The organism is Flammeovirgaceae bacterium SG7u.111 (assembly GCA_034044135.1).
In the GTDB taxonomy this organism is placed as follows: Bacteria; Bacteroidota; Bacteroidia; order Cytophagales; family Flammeovirgaceae.
Map to the genome: position 1 here is coordinate 2,608,988 of CP139021.1, position 22,020 is coordinate 2,631,007.

Consider the following 22,020-nt stretch of genomic DNA (forward strand, 5'->3'; position numbering starts at 1 on the left):
CTTACCACTTATCCTTATTTTATCTGCATTTATGGAATTAATCAATTGCCTCTTTTTTATTTTGTCTACATTTATGGATAATATAACAATCGGATACAATGAAAGGAACATATTTAGGAGAATTTGAAGAAATTGTTTTACTCACGGTAGGGGTATTGTACGATGAAGCATATGGTCCTTCTATAAAGAAGGAAGTGGAGGAAAGAACAGGGAGGAAAGTCAATTTGAGTGCTATCCACGCTACGTTGAACCGTCTCGATGAAAAGGGGTTTCTGAGTTCCCGATTAGGTGAAGCTACTGCCAAGAGAGGAGGGAAGCGAAAGAAGTACTTTGCCGTGACGAAACTTGGAGTTAAGGCACTGGAAGAAGCAAAAAACCTAAGGGAATCATTGTGGGTATCTATTCCCAAGATAGCATTACAAGGAGGGGAGTAAGTCTTGTTACTAGTTACTGACGGTCCGCAACCAGAATAACATAACAGTTCAATGTACTACTATAAATCTATGGAAGATCCTAAAGATATACATCCACCAAAGTTCGCCCAACGGTTTTTGCAGTGGTTTTGCTCCGATGCTTACCTTGAGTCGGTAGAAGGTGATCTGTACGAAGAGTTTTTAGACAATGCAGAAGAAAAAGGGCTGCGAAAAGCTCAGCGTATTTACATAAAAACTGTCTTTCTTTCCTTCCGATTGTATCAAATTAGAAAACCTCAAAACAAAACATTTATCACTATGGCTATGCTGCTCAATTACTTCAAAATAGCTTATAGAAGCTTGTTGAAGCATAAATCGTATTCTATAATCAATGTGTTTGGCTTGTCTTTTGGCATTGCTTGTTTTCTGATTATCAGCTTGTACATAAAAGATGAACTGGCGTTCGATAAACTTCATTTGGAACATGAGTATATTTATAGGGTAACGGAAACGTTGGTAAATGAAAAGGGGGAAAAGCATCAGCCATCTGTAGCTTTTCAAGCCTCACAACGGTTGCTTACCGAATTTCCCGAAGTTCAAAGAGGCATTACCTTGTTCAATAATGGAAGGACATTGGCTTCTAATCCAGACAATCAGTACAGTACTTACCTAGAGCTCAATTATACCACACCTGCCTTTTTTGAGATCTTTGATTTTAAGTTGCTCAGTGGAGATAGGCAAAACCTACTGAAGAAACCTCAGGCGATTGTATTGGATGAAAAAACAGCTATTCAGCTTTTTGGCAGTACCGATGTGGTGGGGAAAACAGTGCATTCCGACCGGACCAAGCATCCTTACAAGGTAACAGGAGTAATGGAAAACTTTCCGAAGAACTCGCATTTGCAGCTGAATTCTCTGATTTCCTTTGCAACCCTAGAAGAAGAACGGTTTTTTAAGGAGTTTGCCCCTGTCGATTGGACTTCTAATTACTTTGCTAGCTACGTATTGCTCAATAGAAATGCAAATTCAACCCATGTGGAAGAAGGCTTGAATAGCTTGGCTCAAGCGAATAGGGAAGCATCTTCTTTAAAAAGATCGTATCACCTGCAACCGCTCGATGATATCCATTTTGGTTCGGCACATTACGAAAACGATTATAGCTTTAACCCGAACGATATCAATTACATGTACATCATGCAAGTGGCTGGGGTACTCATTTTGTTGATTGCTGCTTTTAATTATATGAACCTCGCCACGGCAAGGTCGATGGCAAGGAGCAAGGAGATCGGGATCAGAAAAGTTGCCGGGGCATTTCGGTCGAGCATTGTCATCCAGTTTTTAGTAGAGTCAATTTTAATGACCAGCATTTGTGTTTTTGTTGCATCAGGGATTGTTAACCTTGTGTTGCCCTATTTCAATTACTTTACAGGCAAAGAAATCAGCATCAATCCAATAGAGCATATTTGGGTGATTCCCTCCCTTTTTCTGCTCACCCTAGTCATGGGGATTATTTCGGGGTTGTATCCTGCTGTGTTCCTCTCTAGGTTTCAGGCTGCTACGGTGCTGAAGTCTGCTGGGAATAAAGTCAATGCCAACATGGGACTAAGAAGGGTGCTGGTCACTTTTCAGTTTGTGGTATCCATTATCTTGTCGGTCGCTACGTTGGTGACCTACCTTCAGATGCAGTACATCGACAAGAAAGATCTTGGGTTTAACAAAGAATTGATGCTGGTGGCAGATATCAATAGCGGGGTAGTGCGAAGGGATTTTCAAACCTTGAAAAATGAATATGCTAAAATTCCTGGGGTGAAAAGTGTATCGGTAAGTTCAAGGGTACCGGGGGAATGGAAAAGGATTCCAAAAACGTTGCTTACGAATGAGGTGCAAACAAAGGAACAAGGAAACGAAATGTTTTTTTTGGGAGTAGATGAGGATTTTGTTTCTACGTTCGATGTGAAGCTGCAAAGTGGAATGAACTTCGAGGGGAATACGAATGATTCTACCCGTGTGCTCATCAATGAAATAGCTGCTAAGTTGCTAGGAATTAGCAATGCGGAGGGGCAATTGGTAAAAATGCACTATAGCAATTTCGGAGGAAATATCGACCAGTTTGATGAACCGCTAGAAGTAACGGTTGTAGGGATTGTCAAAGATTTCCACTATCGATCGCTTCACGAAGACATTGCTCCGCTTGTGCTTGCCTATAGAAACAACCCCATCCATTCTATTGATTATTTTACCATGCAGATAAATGGAAGCAATATTGCCCGAACGCTCGACTCCATAGAAGAAGTGCTGCAAAGTGTAGACCCGCAGCATATATTCGAGTTTCACTTTTTAGATGAGCAGCTTGCGTTGTTTTATGAAAGTGATGAACGGAGAAGCCTGATCTTCACAGTTTCGGCGAGCATATCTGTAGCCATTGCCTGCTTGGGCCTGATTGCTCTAGTCTCTTTCTCTACAAGACAAAAGCAAAAGGAAATTGGCATACGCAAAGTACACGGGGCAAGTGTTTGGTCTATAACCTATATGCTCAGCAAGGAGTTTTTTGTGTTGATATTGATTGCCCTACTCATTTCTGCCCCATTGGCTTGGTACGGCATGGGGAATTGGTTGAACACATTTGCCTACCACATTTCTATGTCGCCTTTGTACATCTTGGCAACTGGGCTGTTCATGATGATACTAACGCTACTTTCTGTTGGTTTTCAGTCACTCAAAGCTGCCAATAAAAACCCGGTAGATACACTTAGGAGTGAGTAGTTTCTTGGTCAGGAATTTAAAGTACCGAAAACAAGGTATAATAAATATTGTCATCTATTTTATTCAAGGCATCAGTATTCGTGATAAACTCATAGGAGATTTTTTCTATGAGTTCTTCTTCATCGTAAGGGGAAAGCAATTGTTTGGCTAAGTTAGCTAGGCTCGTATTTGATTTGTTCCGTGTAGCAATAATTCGCCGTGCATGGTTCACCAATGTGTCGTCTTTCAATATACAGCCAATAAGGGCAATAGATTCGAAGTCTTGCGTTGGGCAATTTCTTAAAACCTGACATTCTTCTTCTGAAAGTTGCCTGTTGAGCAATGTGTTTAATTCTTCCCTTCTGTCATATTCAGAGTTGGGCGATAAAATGTTTCTTTTGTTCGTTACTTTGTTTAGCTAAATACAACGTCATAAGCAAAAGAGTAATTCCCCAAGCGTTCGCTGATTTTTGCTTCAACTTCCTTGGTAATATGAGTTGACGATACAATGGAGATATGTGCCATTTGCCCCTTGGTTTTGTGCCTGCCTACGTTTACTTCTGCCAGTTCTCGAATGCCTAGGTTCACCAGTTCCATCTCTATCACAGCTTTTATTTCCAAACTGAGCAAGGCAGGTTTGAATATTTTTCCAATTGCCGTGAGGGGCATTTCGTTAATCAGATAGATTTTCTTGGGGATGGCCGCACGCTCGGTAATATGTTTGGTGGCATATTCCATCAGTTCTTCTTCAGTTGCTTGTTCCCCTTCTTTGAGCTGCACATAGGCTACGGGAAGCTCGCCGACTTTTACATCGGGCTTGCCAATGGCTGCGGCAAAGGCTATGGACGGATGCAAATGCAAAGGGTCTTCAATGATTTTCGGGTCGATGTTGTGCCCACCTCTTATGATCAGCTCTTTTTTCCTTCCCGTAAGCCAAAAGTAGTTTTCCGTGTCTTTATACCCCAAATCGCCCGTATTGAGCCAGTTTTCGCCTTCTACTTCTATCCAAATTCCTTGGTTGTGTTGTTCGTCTTTGTAGCCTGGGAATACATTTCCACCTTTCAGGGCAATCACGCCCGTTTCATCTGGCTCGGCTCTACGTTCAAATGCTCCGTTTTCATCCAACATCATCACATCCATTTGCTGGAAAGGAATACGGAAACCAACCGAACCTACTTTTTTAAGACCTGAAGGAGGATTGATAGCACTGGCGCAGTTCCCTTCGGTAAGCCCATAACCTTCTATTATTTTCACCCCCGATTTCTCTTGAAACTCGTTAAATACATTTTTGGGCATGGGTGCAGCACCACAAATGGCAAACTGCAAAGAGCTGATGTTTTCTCCGTTGAGGGGAAGGCTCAGGAGGTATTGGTACACTGTTGGCACTCCGCTGAAAAAGGTGATCTTATAGGTCTCGACTATCTTCCAGAAGTTGGGGAGCACGCCTTCGCCCCGGTAGCCTTGTGGTGTTCCCAGCACCACGGTGACTCCCTCCATAAATGGACCTAAGCCCGTGACGGTGATGCCGTTTACGTGGAAAAGGGGCAAGCCGCAGAAAAATACCCAGTTTTCGTCCCGCTCCAAGTTTCGGAAAATTGACCAAGCGTTGAACACCTCGTTGTAGTGCGTGTGCTGGGCTATTTTAGGCAAGCCCGTTGTGCCACCCGTGTGGAAATACGAAGCGATGGTGTCGGGAGTGATTTCTCTATCGAAATCTAGCTTATGCTTTGGGTATTTCTTGAGTGTTTTGTGGAAGTCTAATACCTTTTGCCCTGCTACCTTTTGGATGCTTTTGGTACTTGTAACCAGCTTCACTATCAGCTTTTTTATTCCGCTGAGGTGCGTACCCAAGTCGATGGTAAGGATAGTTTTGAGTGAAGGGACTTGCTTGCGGATGCTATCCACTTTCTGCCAAAGGTCGGTTTTGGGGAAAGGGGCGAGTGTGACCAGCACTTTTGTTTCCGAGGCATTGAGGATGTCGGCAATCTGTTGAGGCTCTAGTAGCGGGTTTATTGCCCCGACGATGCCCGCAGCCTCTCCGCCAAAGTAGGTAAAAAAGGTTTCGGGAAGGTTGGGCAAGATATACGAGACCACGCCATCGTTTTGTATACCCAAGTCCCAAAACATGTTTGCCGTTTGGTGAACCGCTTCCAAAAACGCTGCATAGGTATAGCTTTCATGCTTTTCATGATCAGTTCCTTGCAAAAAGAACTTTAGGGCAGCCTTCTGAGGGTTTCTATCGACTCCTTGTCGGAGCAGCTCGTACGTGTTTTGCGGTAGGTGGTAATCTTCAAGGGGAGCTTTTTCTATTTCAAGAATATCAGCGTAGGTAGCGATGCCTCTTTTCATGGTCGATTTATGGTTGGGTAAGTTGAAAAAATCAATTGGCTTGCAATTTTACGCTAAACTGGGGAATAATCCTTGTGGGGATTGAAGCAATAGTTGAAGAGATGGACCAGTAGGGAGGTCAAGTAGATGCATTAGATGTAAAGCAGCAGAAAAAGCAAGAACCCAACAGCAGCGATGTAGCTGTTGGGTTCTTTATAATTTTACTTTTGATAAGCTCCAGAGGAATAGGTGAGTTCATAACTGTGGGTGTAGATCTCGAATACGATTCCGAACGGATCTTCCACATAAACCATTTTGTAGGGCTTTTCATTTGGGTAATACTCCCGTATGGGCATGCGCTGTTTCCCGCCATATTCAACTATTTTCTTTGTTAGGTTTTCTATGTCGGGGTCTTGGACACAAAAGTGAAACAAACCAGTGTTGAAAGGGCTGAATGCAGGAGCTTCTTTTACCCCATGAGGGAAAGAAAATAGTTCAATTCCTATTCCATCTGAAGTTGACATATGGGCAATTTCGAAGGTTTCCCAGTCTTCTCCAAATACATCAATACACATTTGGCCTATGGCTGTTTCTTGCTCTTTTTTGACCGTAGACGGAGTCATTATCACATACCAGCCCATTACTTCTTGGTAAAACTCAACCGCTTTATGGATGTCCGGAACAGTAATTCCTATGTGCGAAAACGATTTGGGATATTGGTTGTCTATCATGTTTTTTAATAAGTTGGTTAGATAAATAGATCTTGTTTAAGTTGTTTTCTTATATTAAATGCCTTGCTTTATATTACTTTCTTTGTAATTAGCTTAATTCCACAATGGTGGCTATTTCCTTCGAAAAGTGTAGAATAAAGCTTCAAACAAAGTGTTTTTTGGGATAGTTCCAAGTAGTTGTTTATGGTTTTACTTGTATCTTTTTAATGAAGCTGTTTATTGGTGATTTTACCTTTTTACCCACCTTCATCCAAATACAAAAAGTTTTGAAATGAGGAAAAGCCACAAAGTATATTTGCTTTAGTATAACTATTATCCTTTCAATTCCAAAGCCCAAAACTTGGGAAAGAGGAAAGCTTTGTTACTTTTGGAAAAGGGATGTGCCCTAGAGTATGTCAATTGTTCTGCATTAGTTTTGTAGGTTTGGCTATGGTGCATAATAACTTCAAGGGGTATTTTGATGTTTATATGCTAAGAACAAGTTTAAGTTTTATAGTTTAAACATGCTTTAAGGATAAGACGATGACTGGGTGAAAAAAAACTAAATTATGGCAAAGCAAATTCGAAAGCGGCATAAGGAGATTATGGAGAAAAAGGCGATACTCGACAAAGCAAAGGCAACGCTCAAGGAGGAATTTATAGGGATTGATAAGGTAATAGATGAGGTAGTCGATGCCATGAGCTCTTGGTATTTGTTCCCCGACTTGCAGGAGAAGCCGATAGTCATCAACCTCTGGGGCTTGACCGGTGTTGGGAAATCATCCCTCATTAACAGGTTGGCCACGCTTGTAAACTTCGAAAAGAAATATTTTCATTTTGACCTAGGGGAAAATGAGGATAGACACATGACCATAAAAGGGCAGATTGAGGAAATTTACGAACATGTGAATGGTTTTCCCGTCTTGCTTGCTCTCGACGAATTTCAACATGCCCGCACGCTAGATGAAACCGGAAAAGAGCTAGACAAAAGTTCGTCCCGCATTATTTGGCAACTGCTCGACTCTGGGCAATTTCAAGTTTCTAAGTTTAATTACCGGCTCGAAGAACTCCATGACCTTATTCTCAAACTTCGCTTTTTGCTCAAGAATGGGGTGAAGGTTTCGAAGGGGAAAGTGGTAGAGAAAAAGGAGTATTTCATTGAGCATATGGATATGCGTAACGAATACGAGGGAGTAGGGAAGGGCAAGTCCAAAGCGGTGCTGTTTATCCCCATGGCCTATTACGATGGGGTTTATTCTTTGGCCAAAGAAACCTTTTCTTCCAGCCTTGAAGTTCATTCTAAATTGATGGAACTCAACGGTTATGAGAGCATCCGCTATTTGATGGAGATTTTTGCCATAGGCAATGCACCAAAAATGGTCGATTGTTCCAAAGGCTTGATCTTCGTATTGGGAAATCTGGACGAGGCCTATACCATGAGCCACGATTTTAATCCTGATATGGACGCAGACGAGTTCCATGAACAATCGCTCAAGATCAACGTGCCTATCATTAAAAAAGCTTTGAAGGAGCGGTTTAGAAATGAGCAAATAGCTAGGCTAGGCAATATGCATATTATTTACCCAGCCTTTAGCAGAGAATCCTTCAAGCAAATAATTGCCCTTGAGCTGTCAAAGATTTCCCGAAAGGTATACGAAAACCAGGAAATCCCTTTGACGTTTGACAGCTCCATCCACGAGCTTATCTACAAAGAAGGGGTGTATCCTACACAAGGTACACGCCCCATTTTTACTACCATCCATCAGATAGTCAATTCGAAGCTGGGAAGAGTGATCACCGAGCTTTTGCTCAACAAGCTTTCCGTTTCCGAAATCATATTTAAAGCCAAGGGCGATACTGTTTTGCTTGAATACATAAAGAAAGGAGTTGTTGTTCATTCATTGGCTATTAAGCAGCAGCTGAACTTGGAGAACCTTCGGGAAAACAAGAAAGATGATGTGCAGGCAATTACGGCGGTGCACGAAGCTGGGCATGCTATTATTTCGGCGGTGCTGTTGCATACCGTACCTGAGGTTGTGTTTTCCAACACGGCTGAGGCGGGCACAGGCGGGTTTGTGTACACCAAGTTCAAATGGAAGTATGTTTCAAGAAAAGAGATTACTGCCCGCCTTGCCTTGTTTTTGGCTGGTTATGTGGCTGAAAAAATAATTTTTGGTGAAGAAAATGTAACCACAGGGGCAGAGCAGGATATAGAAAAAGCGACTAATTTCATTACCGAAATGGTCAAACTTAGCGGAATGGGAAAAAATGTAGGGGCTTATCACGAAAAGCATCCAAGCACCAGAGAGTTTTTACATGACTATACCAACAGCCTCAACGACGAAGCTGAAACTTGGTTGAAAAAAGCATTTGACCTAGCAGAAAAAACGCTAAAGGAACAAGAGTTACTACTCCTTCATATGGCAGACTACTTGAGCGACAATAGGCAAATGAACAAGCTGCAAGTAACGAAAATGCTAGTAAAGTATGCTTATAATTTCGATACAGATCAACTGATTGAAAACGGGGATTTGTTGTTTTACCGCGATCACTTAAAAAAGAAAGTAAAAGGCTTGAAAAATGGTCATGCCACTGGTCTTCCCGTCTTGGAGTTAAGAAAAACAGAAGGAGGGAAGAGGTCGGGTAAGAAATAGCACACACTAAATTTATAGCGATTTTTTAAAGAAGGGGATTTAAGTGAAGTATTAATGTATGATTTCTTGTGTCGGCATTGTTTTTGGTATATGTTACATGCTGCATTTTTTGTGCAAAATTTTACATGTAACAACTAGTCATTTCATCATGAAAAAAATCCTCATAGCTACCTTGTTAGTTTTACTTAATTGCGGTTTATCACATTCTCAAAATCAAGATTTCCAAAAGCCATTTGATTTGGCTAATTCCCTATCTAGTTTATGGATTGAGGGAGAAACAGAAAAAGCAATAAATGTATCTGCCGAATTAGTGGAATTATATCCTTTTCTGTTATCAAGTACTGTGCATAATACATTGTCCCAAATGGTATTAAGTGTGAGTGATGAAAGAATTACTAATGCCAACGCGTATCTAGAAGGGATGTATGCAATGAATAACAAGCCCATCAATGACATAATTGGCCCAATTTATTATTGGAGTAAGGTTGTGAAGGCAGGTGACCCTAAGGAAATAGGCAAACTGGTAAAAGAGATAGAAAAGAATTTGGGAGATAGTTCGAATATGTGGAACATGGCAGAAAGGTATGGGTTGTTGGTATTGAATGAATTAAATGAAAAGGACTTTTCTGATGATAAAGTAAAAAAAGAATTGCTCCAAAAAATTATGAAAAACCTAGAAGCCTTTCCTGATCTAGCCGAGGTGGTTAAAGGTAAGGGAGAAGGCAGAAGGAAACATGAAAAACGTGCTTGGAATAGGTATTTATTAGCCTATAGCTATAACTATTTGTACGTTAATTATGATGCAGAGGAAGAGTACCTGAAAAAAGCAGCTGTGTATAGTCCTGATGTTACTGATAGCCAATTTAAGCATGCATACTTTTATGATATGGCTTTGCTAACTCAAAATACTGAGAAAATTAATTTTAAGGCTACTTATGCTGGGTATTTGCAACAAAATGAGCGTATGGATGAAGCATTGGATGTGCTTGCTGAGGATGCTTTTATAAATCCCAGTAGTAATAATCTGTTGGGTTTAAAATCTTTTTATTCCGACCTTTCTAGATCCGAATCCTTTGGCGAATATTGGTTAGGATATATCAATAGTCAATCTTCTGATGCTCCTGCTGTGGAAATTGAATTTGGTGAAAGTACTGTACTGAATACGAAAAACATGGAAGGTTCTTGGACACTGCTTGAGTTTTGGGGGACATGGTGCGGGCCATGTGTAAGGGAACTCCCTAGTTTGGAAAAGTATTATCAGGAAATTAAGTCATTGCCAGCTTCTAAACTGAGTATTTATACACTTTCTTATAACTCTAAAGATTTGGGTGAATTTATGAATAAGAATAATTACTCATTTCCAGTAGCTGAAGTGGGAAAAGAAGAAGTAGAGGCTTTCAATATCCAAGGGTTTCCCACAAGGATATTGATGACACCCGCGGGCAAGTATTTAAAACTTCCCTACAATGCAGATTGGAAACTTTACATAAAAAACTACACGCAGATGTAGTTGAATTGAAGGCAAGCGTTCCAAAAAAGCGTTTGCCTTTTACCTTATCTTCTTAATAATCTTCTTAGTAGTAGAAGCTACTCTAACAATGGCGACCGAACAATCAGCTCCTTCGGCAACTTGGGTGGAGAAATTGCCTACCATCGCTTTGGAGAGGATTCCTACTTTGGCAGTGCCTATTACCAACAGGTCAAACTCGCTCGATACATCTATCAACGCCTGCACAGGCGAATCGGAAGTGAGTAAACGAACTTGATAAAGCGACTTGGAATTATTTTCCTGCAATACCTTTATCATCATCTTGTCTGCATGGAGACGATGGATGGGCTTGAAATCTTTTGGAAGGATATTGATAAATGTGATTTCTCCTCCAAACTTATCTGCCAGTGCCCCTGCCAGCTTGAGCATCAGTTCCAAATTACCTTTCCCCCCCACCGAAACAGCTATCTTTTTTGGAGCAAAGTTCCCTTCTTTCAGCCCTTTGAAGTTGAACAGCAAGATATCGTTGGAAGCCCCGCTCACCACTTGTTCCATGAGCGTAGTAGTCGATTTCTTTTGGGGTTTTTCTGGTTTGGGCGTGTAGCCCATCACTATCAGGTTACAGCGCTCTTCTTCTGCAGTATGGATAATACCTTGGGAAATACTGCGCGAAGCCCGCAGTACAGGACGAATGGGAAAATCTACTTGCATTTGCATTTCCTCGGTACGCTTAAGCAGTTCCAATGATGAGCCTGCATCGGAGAGGGCAGCTTGGAAATCTACTTGTTCGGGGGTGTTTACCACACTAAGGGCTACAATCTCCCCTTTGCTCTTTTTCAAGAGAATATTAGAAACGGTTAAAATACCCTTTTGGGTGAGTGGGTTGGCCATAGGGACCAATATTTTGCTATGGAAGCCAAGCATGGGTTGTTTGGTTTCGGAAAGCACCAAGTTGATGCCAGACTTAGAGCGGTTTTCGTTCTTTTTGGAATAGAACCAATAGACTGCAAAGCCAGCTAAGCCCAATTGTAAGCCGAAAAGGATAGACATCCAATCCAAAGAACTCAACAAGCCAAGGTTGGCAATGAGTGTAGCTGCGGGAAGCATTTTTTTCCACCAAGCAATTTTTATATTCTTAGGTTGTTTCCTATATATTTTTCTGAGGCTAAGAGAAACAGGAAGCAGGGAAGCCAACAAGGCAAAGTTTGCCGACTTTACAATGAACTCTAGGTCGAAGAATAGTAGGGCTGCCATTACCAGTGCACCACCTGCTAGAATGGCCGTTTGAGGAGTTTTGTTTTTCTCATGGAGTTGGCCAAGTAACTTAGGGACAAAACCGTCTTTCCCCATGGCAAAAATCTGTCGGGCTTGGGAAACCAAAGTGCTGTTGAGCGCACTTAGCGAAGCCAAAATCCCTCCTGCCGAAATCAATACCCAACCGTATTTGCCTAAGCTCTCCGAGGCAACGAGTACTAAAGGAGCATTGGATGCTGCAAGTTGCTCCCACGGAATGACCATAATAGAGATGACTGCTACGGCAAGGTAGCCGGCAAAGCTAACCTCCATCGAATACTTCATAGCCAAAGGGACAACCTGCTTGGGGGTGCGGATTTCATCGCTGCTATTGGCAATGAGCTGGTAGCCAAAGAAAGAAATATAGATGATGGATATAGCTGAAAATGTTCCGCCGTAACCTTTTGGAAACATGGGTTTCACATTTTCAATATCTAGCAAAGGCAATGAGAAAAGGATAAGAACCAACAGGATAGCCAAGTTGCCCCATGTAAGAACTCCTTGGATTTTATCTGCCCCATTCGTGCCTTTTGCATTAAGCAAAGTAAGAAGAAGGACAATACCTGCGGAAATCAGTCTGACTTGAAAATCGGACAGTTCGAAGCCCAAAGAAGTGGTGAAGTACTGGGCAAAGCCTATGGCATAAAGCCCACAGGCAAAGATGCTCCCCAGCGCCAAGTACCAGCCCGTGGCAAAGCCGCCAAAGCTCCCCAGCGTTTTGTACACATAGGCATAGCCCCCGCCTGATACGGGAAGGGTTTTGGAAAGCTCGGCATAGACCAGTGTGGTAAGGAAGGCAAGCCCACCGCAAATAACGTAGCTCAACCAAACAGAAGGGCCTGCTTTGTCGGCTGCCAGCCCTATAAGCACATATACACCAGCGCCCATAAGCGCACCTACGCCAATAGTAGTAGCTCCGAATAGGCTGATATGTCTCTCGAAAGTGACGGGTATAATTTTCTTCTTGTATATCTCTTCTATTTTGCCAGCCATATCCGATTTGAATTGATTTGCAAGATAACTAAATGTTAGTGTAAGAGTAAAGAGCTTTTTTTAAAGATTTGGCCTTTATGTAACATGGTAGGAGAGTCTCATGGGTTTTACTTGATGAAGTTGTCTAAAGTAAGGATTTCATGGCAAGAATAACATACGACGTGTTCGTTTTTTTACGCCCACGTCGCTTATTAGAGAAGCCAATATCCAGCCTGGGTAGGTAATAAAATCAGTACGACGGGGGCTTTTGAGAAGACCCCGTCGTACTGATGTCATTCCTAACTTTAACTGGTCAACTCCTATATTTTCTCCCTTTCCCTCACAAATCTTACGTAGGTACTCCATCTGTTTTATTTAACTACTCTCAATAAAGCACTTGTGTTCTAATAACAGGAAATAGACTTATATAAAGACAAGCTGTGTTTTTAGTAAGTTTTATCATAAAGCATTGTAAAGCAATATGTTACGCTCTTTTCTTTCAAGTGGTTTTACTTTTAGAAAAATGTGTACATGCTAGTTTTTAGTACTTCATATAGCTAAATTTTAGCTTGTATCGAAAATGCTGAACAAGACGGAAATTCGTTTATGAAAACAAAGGACTTGTTTGCAATTAGACAATTAATAAAAAATATACCTGAATTGAGTGAATTGTTGTTTAACAGAAAACTGACTGAATTGCTGACTGGACTACCTAATAAAAATGGTACAAATTTATTAAGCCACTTTATCAAATTGTACCATTTTTATTAGGTAGTCCAATTTGCTTTCAGCCAACAAACAATTAATTCTTCCAAATCTAAAGTAAAATTTGAAGTTTCTAACTTGGCTTTCAATACAGTAGAAGGAACTTTTACTGACATGATAGGAACGGTTAAGTTTTCAGAGGAAGATTTTAGCAATTCTTATTTTAATGTTTGCATAGCAGCTAAATCTGTAAATACTGAAAATGACACAAGAGACGAACATTTGCGAACTGAAGATTTTTTCCATGTAGAAAAGTACCCGAACATTTGTTTCAAATCAAGCTCGATTAAAAAAACGGCTAATGGGTACACAGCTATTGGCAAACTAACTATGCATGGAATAACTAAAGAGGTTAACATTCCTTTTACGTTTATCAGTAATACTTTTAGCGGTTCACTTACTCTTGACAGAACGGACTACAATGTTGGTTCAGATCGTAGTTTTATGATTGGAAAAGAGGCTAAACTAGAAATCATTTGTGTAATTAATTAGGTTTATTTGATGAAAAACAATTAAAGAACAAGCAATAAGGTTAGAAACTTTTTTAGTGTAAAGCATGTCCCTTTAACTTTTGTAAACCATGTTTCTTAACGAACAGGCGAAAAAAAACAATGAAACAAAACGGTGAAACATACGATAATTTCAGAATAGCTGTTCCGACAGATTATAAAAATGTATTTTCTCATTTCTATTTTGCCGAAAATCAATCCAACGAAACTATAACAAAAACTTTATTGCCCTCGTACCAAACTATTTTGGTTTTCAATTTTGGCACAAAAGCATTGCTCAATTCCAAAAATAATTCACAAATAGAAATTGACAAATGCATTGTATTGGGAACAATTCGGAAAGCATTTAACTATTCGTTACCTCCAAAAGCAAAAATTTTGGTTGCCAACTTCAAAGATGATGCGTTTTATCGGTTCTTTGGTAACACTTCACTTGCTGAAAACTTACCGGTTAATCCCGATGAATTATTGAATAAAAATTGCTTTACTACAATGTGGTATGAACTCAATAAAATCGATAATGTAGACCAGCAAGTAAATTACATTCTTGAGTTTTGCACACCCTATATACAACAGCGTGACAAAATTGCCAAACAACTGTCGAAATTCACAAAACAATCCTTAAACCCCATTAAATCACTTGCCAGCGAGAATAACCAAACAGAGCGGAATATCCAAATAAAACAAAAAAAGTACTTCGGGTATTCTGCGAAAGAAATTAACCGCTACCAGCGATTTTTAAAGGCAGTTGAATACATTGAAAACATTGCTTCAAAGGCTTCGAAAGAAGATTGGTTTACTGTCATCAACGATTGTGGTTACTATGACCAAAGCCAACTCATCAACGACTTTAAATATTACACTAATATGAGTCCGACAAAATACCTGAAATTCCAACAAGACATATGCAATCCTGTAAACTGATTTTCGTTTTCTTACAATTTTAGCAGAAAGCAACATTCTACTTTTACTTAAATAAATCAAAAAAGTAGAAAAATGAAACATTTAATCATTTACGCTCATCCAAATGAACATAGTTTGAATGGACACCTAAAAAAAATAGTTTTAGACCAGCTCATCCAACAAAGACACGAAATAAAAGTTCGGGATTTGTACCAACTTAATTTTAATCCCGTGCTTTCTTTAGAAGATATAGCAGGACAGCGAAAAGGAGAAGTTTACGAAGATGTGAAAACTGAACAAAATTGTATTACATGGGCAGATAGCATTACTTTCATCTATCCAATTTGGTGGACCGGTTTACCCGCTATTATGAAAGGTTACATTGACCGTGTTTTTAGCTATGGTTTCGCCTATCGGTATGACCAAGGAATTCAAAAAGGTTTGCTTTCGGGCAAACAAGCCATCATTATTAATACATACGGAAAATCACAACGTGAATATCATGATTTGGGAATGGATAAAGCTCTTGAACTTGCATCAGATAAGGGTATTTATACCTATTGCGGTTTAGAGATTAGACAACATTTGTTTTTCGGCCAAGCCGATAGAGCCGATACAGAAATTATTGAGCAGTGGACAAGAGAAATCAAATCAATTTTTTAAAAATTTAAAAATGAAACAGACAACAAAAACACAATTCGATATATCGGTTTGCAACCCGTTGCTTTTCAATAGCTATAAAGTAGTGAAGAAAGCTCTGAAGTACAGTTTGTATTTAATAGTGTTATATTTTGCTTACAAAGGATTTATGGACTGGAATTAAAGGAATGAAGATTATGCTGTAAACAATGTATATGTACCATAGGTGCTTTTGTGATCCATCTATGGTATTTTGTATATTTAAGGACTGTGCTAAACCGAAAAATTAGTGCATATAATCCGCTAATGCTCTTATACAAACCGTTGAAGCCAAAACTTTTTACCAATTGATAAATTAAGTAAACTCAAATTTTTCCAACTTGCAATAATGGAAGATTTAATAGCATATATTTTACAATTTGGAATTCTGAATGTGCAACAGATTAATCTGATTAAAGGAAAAGTAACTGAATTAGAACTCAGAAAAGATGCATATTTTTCAGAAGCTGGTAAAATTCCAAGACAAGTTGCATTCGTGGTAAAAGGTGTTTTTAGAGGCTGTTATTATAACAACAAAGGAGAGGAAATAACACGCTGTTTTATTCAAGAAAAAAGTATAATGTGTGATTATGTGAATTTTGAATCTAATGCCTTTTCTTCCGATTATCTGCAGGCCTGTACCGATTGTGAGCTCATGGTTTTTTCAAAGCAAAGTTGGGAAGAACTTTCACGAGTTATTGTGGGATGGGATGCTATTAAAAGTAAAATGGCTCAAGTTTGTATGTATCAAAAATCCAGAAAAAACCCAGTCATTTCTCAGGATGCCACGACCCGATATTTGGAGTTTATAGAAAACTATCCCTCATTAGTCAATCGAATCCCTTTGACATATATAGCATCTTACTTAGGGGTAACGCAACAATCTTTAAGTAGAATTAGAAAAAATATCAGCTAAAGACTCTTTTTACCATTTGGTAAAATATCTCTTTTTTAATCGATAGAACTTTACATCATCATTAAAAAAGAAATAAAATGAAGAAAGTATTAATCACAGGGGCTAATAAAGGCATTGGCTTTGCAACAGCTAAATTATTATTACAAAAAGGGTATTACGTTTATCTCGGTAGTAGAAATATGCAAAATGGTGTTGCAGCTGTTGAAAAATTGAAAGAAAAAGGTTTAACGAATGTAGAGTGTACTCAAATAGATGTAACCGATGACTATTCAGTTAAAACAGTTGCCGAAAAAATAATTAAAAAAACGGATGTTCTAGATATCTTGATTAACAATGCGGGTATCAATGGAGGAGATGACCCTTATACAGCTTTAGCAGCCAAGCCAGAGGAGTTTCAAGCAGCATTTGATGTCAATGTAATTGGCACATCAAGGGTTACCCAAGCATTTCTTAATTTACTTAAAAAATCACAACAACCTCGAATTGTAAATTTAAGTACTAGTGTTGGTTCTCTTACTTTACAAAGTGACCTGAACTGGCCAGCATATAATTATGCAAAATATGCTGTTTATGCAGCTTCTAAAGCAGCCTTAAATATGTACACCATTCACTTGGCTTATGAACTGCGTGATACCAATTTTAAGGTAAATGCTGTTTGTCCAGGGTTAACAGCTACTGACTTTACATTTGGAAATGGAGGAGAAGTGGAAACCGCAGCGAAAAGGGTGGTTAAATACGCAACAATTGGCCAAGAAGGACCATCGGGAAAATTCTTCAGCCAAGAATCCAATCCTGAAACTGAGGGAATTCCTTGGTAATAAAGAAAAACCAACAATGTATATGAGCCATAGCTGATTTTGTAATTCATCTATGGTTTTTTTGTATGTTTAAAGTCTGTGCTAAACTGAAAATTTAATGCGTAAAAATCCGATACGGCTCATACACGATACTGTTAGCGGTGTAGTATACCCCAAAAATCGAACAACTGAATAAGGTCCGAAAAAACTTTATATTCGATTATGGCAAAGCGAAAAAGTTACACTACCAAATTCAAGAAGCAGGTAGCCATTGAGGCAGTCAAGGAACACCTGACAATTCCCCAGATTGCACAGAAGTTCAAGGTGCCCCCCTCCCAGATAAATAAATGGAAGGGGGTTCTGCTTGAGCAGAGCGATGTGCTATTTGAGCATGGAAACAGTAGGCACAAAGTTTCAAAGGAAAACGAGAAAGCCCAAGACGATTTGCTGCGGATTATCGGCAAGCTACAGGTAGAGAATGAGTTTCTAAAAAAAACGCTCGACTGATGTGCCAAGAGGCAAAATTGCGGGGTATCAGCCGTTCGGAGAATTTGAGTCTGGTCAGGCAGTGCCAGCTGCTCGGGATAAATAGGGGGAGGCTTTATTACCAGCCTGTCCCAGAAAGCGGCATGAATCTTAGGATCATGCGCCTGATGGGTGAGCACTATCTGGTCCGCCCAGACAAAGGGCCACGCAGGATGCGCACTTGGCTGAAGAGGGTACATGGCATCAATGCCAACCTCAAGAAAGTCAGCCGCTTATACTACGAGGTCATGGGACTCAGCTCAATACTTTCCGGGTCCCATACTTCAAAGCCGGCACCGGGGAACAAGGTTTGTCCCTACCTGCTTAGAGGCATGGAGATAGAAAGGACCAATCAAGCCTGGCAGACGGACATCACATACATCGGGCTGTCAGGGGGGTATCTATATCTGGCCGCATGGATTGATGTGGCTACCCGTTTCGTACTGGACTGGTCGCTGAGCAATACAATGACGGCTGGATGGTGTGCGGAAGTATTTGAAAGGGCATGCAGTAGCTGGGGAAAGCCTGAGATTGTCAATACCGACCAAGGAAGCCAATATACTTCGGACGTATTCGCCTCAGCGGTCCTTGAGGTGGGCAAGACCAAGTTGAGTATGGACGGAAAAGGCAGGGCTACCGATAATGCCTTCATAGAAAGGCTATGGAGGATTGTGAAATATGAGTATGTATTCCTGCATGATTTTGCGAATGGGACTCAACTGGCTGAAGGTCTCAAGAATTATTTCTATTATTACAATCATGAAAGGGAGCATCCATCTATTGAACCGCCAATACCTTCCATGAATTATTTAATCAATTAAGACCTTATTAAAAAACCGATTCTGTTTAAAAATGGGGGACACATCAATTTATACGATAAATAACCTTCTAAAGAAACTACTCCATGAAAGCTATTGCCTATTTTTTGAACATCCTTTTTTGCCTGCTCGTCATCGGATCTTGTAAACCCAAACCTACTCCTTCTGCTACCACGGCTCTTTTCAATGGAAAGAACTTGGACGGTTGGCATGTGGATGTTCCCGCTCAAGATGCCAGCCCCGATACTGTCCCTTCTTTTGTGGTGAGGGATGGGAAGTTGGTGAGCATGGGAGAGCCTAGAGGGCACCTCATCACAGACAGTGTTTTTCAAAACTACAGGCTAGAGGTGAAGTATAGGTTTGTTGGTGAGCCGGGGAACTGCGGAGTGCTGGTACATGCTTCTACGCCAAGGGCTTTGTATAAAATGTTCCCCAAGTCCATAGAAGTACAAATGATGCATGAAAATGCGGGTGATTTTTGGTGCATAGTGGAAGATATTTCCGTGCCCGATATGGAGACCCGCCGTGGGGCAAAAGAGGAGTGGGGCATTACCGAGGGCAAAAAGAGAAGAATCCTCAACCTGACCGACGGTTCGGAAAAGCCCTTGGGCGAATGGAATACGATGGTGGTGGAGTGTTTGGAAGATCAAGTGAAAGTGTGGGTGAACGGCGACTTGGTAAACCACGGGTTCGAGTCCACGGCAAGGGCTGGGCGAATAGCCCTCCAAGCAGAAGGGGCAGAGGTTGAGTTTGAAAAAGTGGAGCTTACGCCTATTGCCGAGTTGAGTGAGTAAATGATCTTTGTTATTTACGGAAAACCATTTATAATCTGCTGGAAAGAACAAGAAGCATGTTTAAGTTTTAAACATGCTTCTTGTTCTTCTTACCCAAAGGGCGTTTACTCCGTTTCTTTGCTGTAAACCGATGAATGCCTCAGGCGAATTTGATCAATTGAGTGCCCTTGGGATCTGCCACTGATCTGTAATGTATATTCACCCGGTTCATCGAACTCGACAAAAATAGGGTGGGTATCGTTGTCGCTCACGTAGCATCCCCATGACCAATCAAGCGTGCGAGAGCTATATACCTTGAACCATCCGTCTGTTCCTGCTCCTTCGGGTTCAGGTGTTTTCCCAAGACCTTTGGGGTACACTTTTGAGCTTTCTCCATCCACAGTTTTTTCCCCATAGACGTTAGCTGCATTGGGAAAACGCAACCATGAATCATTGGCATCGGTAGGGTCATCACCAATACCTACTCGGTTTCGCCAATCAAACGCATATTTCCCCTCCTGCTCTATTTTAATAGTAATTTCTACCAAATCTTCGCTTGGGCTCTGATGATGGTTACCCCCTTTCCACACAATGTATCCCTTCCCACTGTAATTCTCTGCCGAATATTCTACAGACCAATTTTCTGTAAGTGGCAAATCTTCTGCCTCTATAAGAAGCTTGCCGTCATGTTCCTCAAATACTACACGTTCAGTCCCTTTCTTTTCTGTGCTACGGATCAGTACAATCCATTCTTTTTCAGGATCGCTAGGAGGTCTACCAATAGATTGTGTTCCTTTCCCTGAAATAAATTTTCTAGTCCCATTCTGCAAAGCCCCTCCATTTTTAGGGTCGAACCATTTTACTTCGTAGTCCACTTTTTTGTCAAAGTACATGTTTGCAAAGGTCGCTCCATCCAATTGCACTACATATACTTCGTTTTCCTTTGCAAGGCAACGTCCATTGTCCACCAAATCATTCCTGTTTTCCATCTCCCAAAAAGGAATGTTATTGTCCATAAAAAAGTCAACAGCGGTTTTGGTTTGATGAAACATTTTTTCCCTCAGCGTAAAGTCCTCGCAATACAAATCATTCTGACGGTGCTTGTAGCCATAGTACCAAGAGACTCCACCGCCACCTGCTAGAAGTGTCCCCCAAATTCCTTCTCGCCGAGGCAAGTCATGATCGGGGTCTTCTTCATCTATTTTGACTCCGTATTGAGCCGATACGCACTCATCGAAAAATACCACCCACGGATGGCCTCGTCGCTTGGCTTCGTTCACTCTGTAAAGCACTTTAGCATGTGCCTGAGACCAGTTGTCTGCACTGGCGTGCAAGGCAAAATAGGTGAACTCAGGCGTGTCCTCGTAATCTGAAGAGTTTATGTTTCCATTGTGCAACCCGGTAGAATGTTTGTAAGGATCAATCGAAGTTAAGTGGACAATTCTCGTTGCATTATATTCGGGAGGAAATTTATGATAAAGCCTTGTTTCTTCGCTGATGATCCAGACCAAACCCAAAAGGTGGGAAAAACGGGCGATCATTTCCCGGTAATACAGCTTGCGCTCTAGCCCCATTGCCTCTCCATCGTCCAATAGCTGCTCATTTTCTGCTTCAAAAAGTAGTGCCGTGAGCAAAAGTCCTTTATGGTTCATGTAGGTAAATACCTTGTTCCATTGGTCTAGCTTTGAGCAATCGAACCGAGTGAAATCTTCTGGGTCTGCCCATGGCCAAGAATCGTCTCCGTCGCCTTTTAGGGTGGTGAGGATAACGTACTGGCTATTGACACCTTGCTGGGACAAATAATTGATGGCGCCCAACATATTTTTTCCCTTGCCCTCTTTCCAGGTGTAGTCCTCGTCAGCTTCGTTGTAGTGTGCCGCATGGACTTTGTATTCATGAATGAAGTTTCCTTTCAAATCTCTTACATCGTCAAAATCCTTGTATGCGAGAAATGTCTCAGGAGACCCTTGGCCAGCTTTCAAATAATAGCGTTCACTTCCTTGGTACTTCAGGTAGCGGTTACCGTTAAACAGCAACAAACCTTTATCGGGGCTTCGGAAATCTACTCCTGTCTTATCCGATACTCCAATGATAAATCCCCCTTCTTGCCCATCAATTTTTGCCGCCTTTTTCCCGGCTTCTGGTTGTTCTTGGTAAGGGATTGCGGCAATGTTCTCTCCTTTCCTGAAAGAGATCTTATATTTCCAAGTCCCTGTTTGGGTAGGGGTAAAAATCACCCGCCACTTGTTTCCTGTTTTTGCACTTGTATTAGCGGCATTTCCATCTGCGGCAAAGTAACCGGGTACGATGTACTCTGTTCCTTTTTCGCTGGTAAACACCATATCCAGCCTATAATTTGCAAAAGGATTCTCCGCTGCATCTTCGCTTGCCTTAGGTCCATCTAATGTGAAAATCACTTGGTGCCACTGCTTTAGCTCCCCTTCTATAACAATAGGTTTTGCCATAGTTTTGAACTGAATGAGTAATACTAAGCTTGCTAACAGTGCTAATTTCCATTTCATATTTTTATTTAGTATTTGATCAAAAATAAGTATAACCTATTGTTCTAGTAAAGTATTGATTATCAATGCTAAGTTGTTTTGTTTAAATAGCACTGGTGCTTATCTACGGTTTTTGATTCTTAAGCCCAAGCAGCACTAATACCTAGTAAACTAAGTTTTTGTGTTTTATTAATAAATCCTATTGTTGATTTGCTACCGTAATTGATTGTTGCT

The 22,020-nt window shown here is 40.7% G+C and carries 17 protein-coding genes; 12 read left to right on the forward strand and 5 right to left on the reverse strand.

The annotated features are described in order from the left end of the window. The first annotated feature begins 98 nt into the window (after positions 1–98). Together R9C00_10125 and R9C00_10130 are read left to right on the forward strand one after the other, a co-directional pair. Positions 99–434, forward strand: a complete 336-nt coding sequence (locus tag R9C00_10125) for a helix-turn-helix transcriptional regulator (GenBank protein WPO37809.1) — start codon at positions 99–101, stop codon at positions 432–434. Between the two features lie 51 nt (positions 435–485). Then, a complete protein-coding gene (locus tag R9C00_10130) occupies positions 486–3,176 on the forward strand; it encodes an FtsX-like permease family protein (GenBank protein ID WPO37810.1) in 2,691 nt (896 codons plus the stop codon). Between the two features lie 16 nt (positions 3,177–3,192). On the opposite strand, the gene R9C00_10135 is transcribed toward R9C00_10130, so the two are convergent. The 3 genes from R9C00_10135 to R9C00_10145 all read right to left on the reverse strand — a co-directional run bounded on the left by R9C00_10135 (position 3,193) and on the right by R9C00_10145 (position 6,214). Then, positions 3,193–3,498 (reverse strand): hypothetical protein, encoded by a 306-nt coding sequence (locus tag R9C00_10135; GenBank protein WPO37811.1) that lies wholly within the window; start codon positions 3,496–3,498, stop codon positions 3,193–3,195. A 71-nt stretch (positions 3,499–3,569) separates the two neighbouring features. Beyond that, positions 3,570–5,504: an acyl-CoA synthetase gene (locus R9C00_10140; GenBank protein WPO37812.1), complete on the reverse strand. Its 1,935-nt coding sequence runs from the start codon at positions 5,502–5,504 to the stop codon at positions 3,570–3,572. Between the two features lie 200 nt (positions 5,505–5,704). Further along, entirely contained in the window at positions 5,705–6,214 is a 510-nt protein-coding gene (locus tag R9C00_10145) for a lactoylglutathione lyase family protein (protein ID WPO37813.1), read from the reverse strand. A 548-nt stretch (positions 6,215–6,762) separates the two neighbouring features. On the opposite strand from R9C00_10145, the gene R9C00_10150 reads away from it, so the two are divergent. Continuing rightward, on the forward strand, positions 6,763–8,847 hold the full coding sequence (locus R9C00_10150; protein ID WPO37814.1) for a hypothetical protein: 2,085 nt from the start codon (positions 6,763–6,765) through the stop codon (positions 8,845–8,847). A 148-nt stretch (positions 8,848–8,995) separates the two neighbouring features. Continuing rightward, entirely contained in the window at positions 8,996–10,357 is a 1,362-nt protein-coding gene (locus R9C00_10155) for a TlpA disulfide reductase family protein (protein WPO37815.1), read from the forward strand. A gap of 39 nt (positions 10,358–10,396) precedes the next feature. Here R9C00_10155 and R9C00_10160 read toward each other — a convergent pair whose 3' ends face one another. Next, positions 10,397–12,622 (reverse strand): amino acid permease, encoded by a 2,226-nt coding sequence (locus R9C00_10160; GenBank protein ID WPO37816.1) that lies wholly within the window; start codon positions 12,620–12,622, stop codon positions 10,397–10,399. A gap of 780 nt (positions 12,623–13,402) precedes the next feature. Between R9C00_10160 and R9C00_10165 the strand changes: the two genes are divergently transcribed. The 8 genes from R9C00_10165 to R9C00_10200 all read left to right on the forward strand — a co-directional run bounded on the left by R9C00_10165 (position 13,403) and on the right by R9C00_10200 (position 19,306). Further along, on the forward strand, positions 13,403–13,858 hold the full coding sequence (locus R9C00_10165; GenBank protein ID WPO38768.1) for a YceI family protein: 456 nt from the start codon (positions 13,403–13,405) through the stop codon (positions 13,856–13,858). 119 nt (positions 13,859–13,977) lie between these two features. After that, positions 13,978–14,799, forward strand: a complete 822-nt coding sequence (locus R9C00_10170; protein ID WPO37817.1) for an AraC family transcriptional regulator — start codon at positions 13,978–13,980, stop codon at positions 14,797–14,799. A gap of 72 nt (positions 14,800–14,871) precedes the next feature. Beyond that, positions 14,872–15,441 (forward strand): NAD(P)H-dependent oxidoreductase, encoded by a 570-nt coding sequence (locus R9C00_10175; protein WPO37818.1) that lies wholly within the window; start codon positions 14,872–14,874, stop codon positions 15,439–15,441. Between the two features lie 364 nt (positions 15,442–15,805). Next, positions 15,806–16,372: a Crp/Fnr family transcriptional regulator gene (locus tag R9C00_10180; GenBank protein WPO37819.1), complete on the forward strand. Its 567-nt coding sequence runs from the start codon at positions 15,806–15,808 to the stop codon at positions 16,370–16,372. A gap of 77 nt (positions 16,373–16,449) precedes the next feature. Beyond that, positions 16,450–17,190 (forward strand): SDR family NAD(P)-dependent oxidoreductase, encoded by a 741-nt coding sequence (locus tag R9C00_10185; GenBank protein WPO37820.1) that lies wholly within the window; start codon positions 16,450–16,452, stop codon positions 17,188–17,190. A 201-nt stretch (positions 17,191–17,391) separates the two neighbouring features. Beyond that, positions 17,392–17,676: a transposase gene (locus tag R9C00_10190; GenBank protein ID WPO37821.1), complete on the forward strand. Its 285-nt coding sequence runs from the start codon at positions 17,392–17,394 to the stop codon at positions 17,674–17,676. Continuing rightward, positions 17,676–18,515: an IS3 family transposase gene (locus tag R9C00_10195; protein ID WPO37822.1), complete on the forward strand. Its 840-nt coding sequence runs from the start codon at positions 17,676–17,678 to the stop codon at positions 18,513–18,515. The genes R9C00_10190 and R9C00_10195 overlap by 1 nt, the downstream gene beginning before the upstream one ends. Before the next feature lie 83 nt (positions 18,516–18,598). Continuing rightward, positions 18,599–19,306: a DUF1080 domain-containing protein gene (locus tag R9C00_10200; GenBank protein ID WPO37823.1), complete on the forward strand. Its 708-nt coding sequence runs from the start codon at positions 18,599–18,601 to the stop codon at positions 19,304–19,306. Between the two features lie 104 nt (positions 19,307–19,410). Here R9C00_10200 and R9C00_10205 read toward each other — a convergent pair whose 3' ends face one another. After that, entirely contained in the window at positions 19,411–21,807 is a 2,397-nt protein-coding gene (locus tag R9C00_10205) for a DUF5060 domain-containing protein (GenBank protein ID WPO37824.1), read from the reverse strand. Positions 21,808–22,020 lie beyond the last annotated feature (213 nt).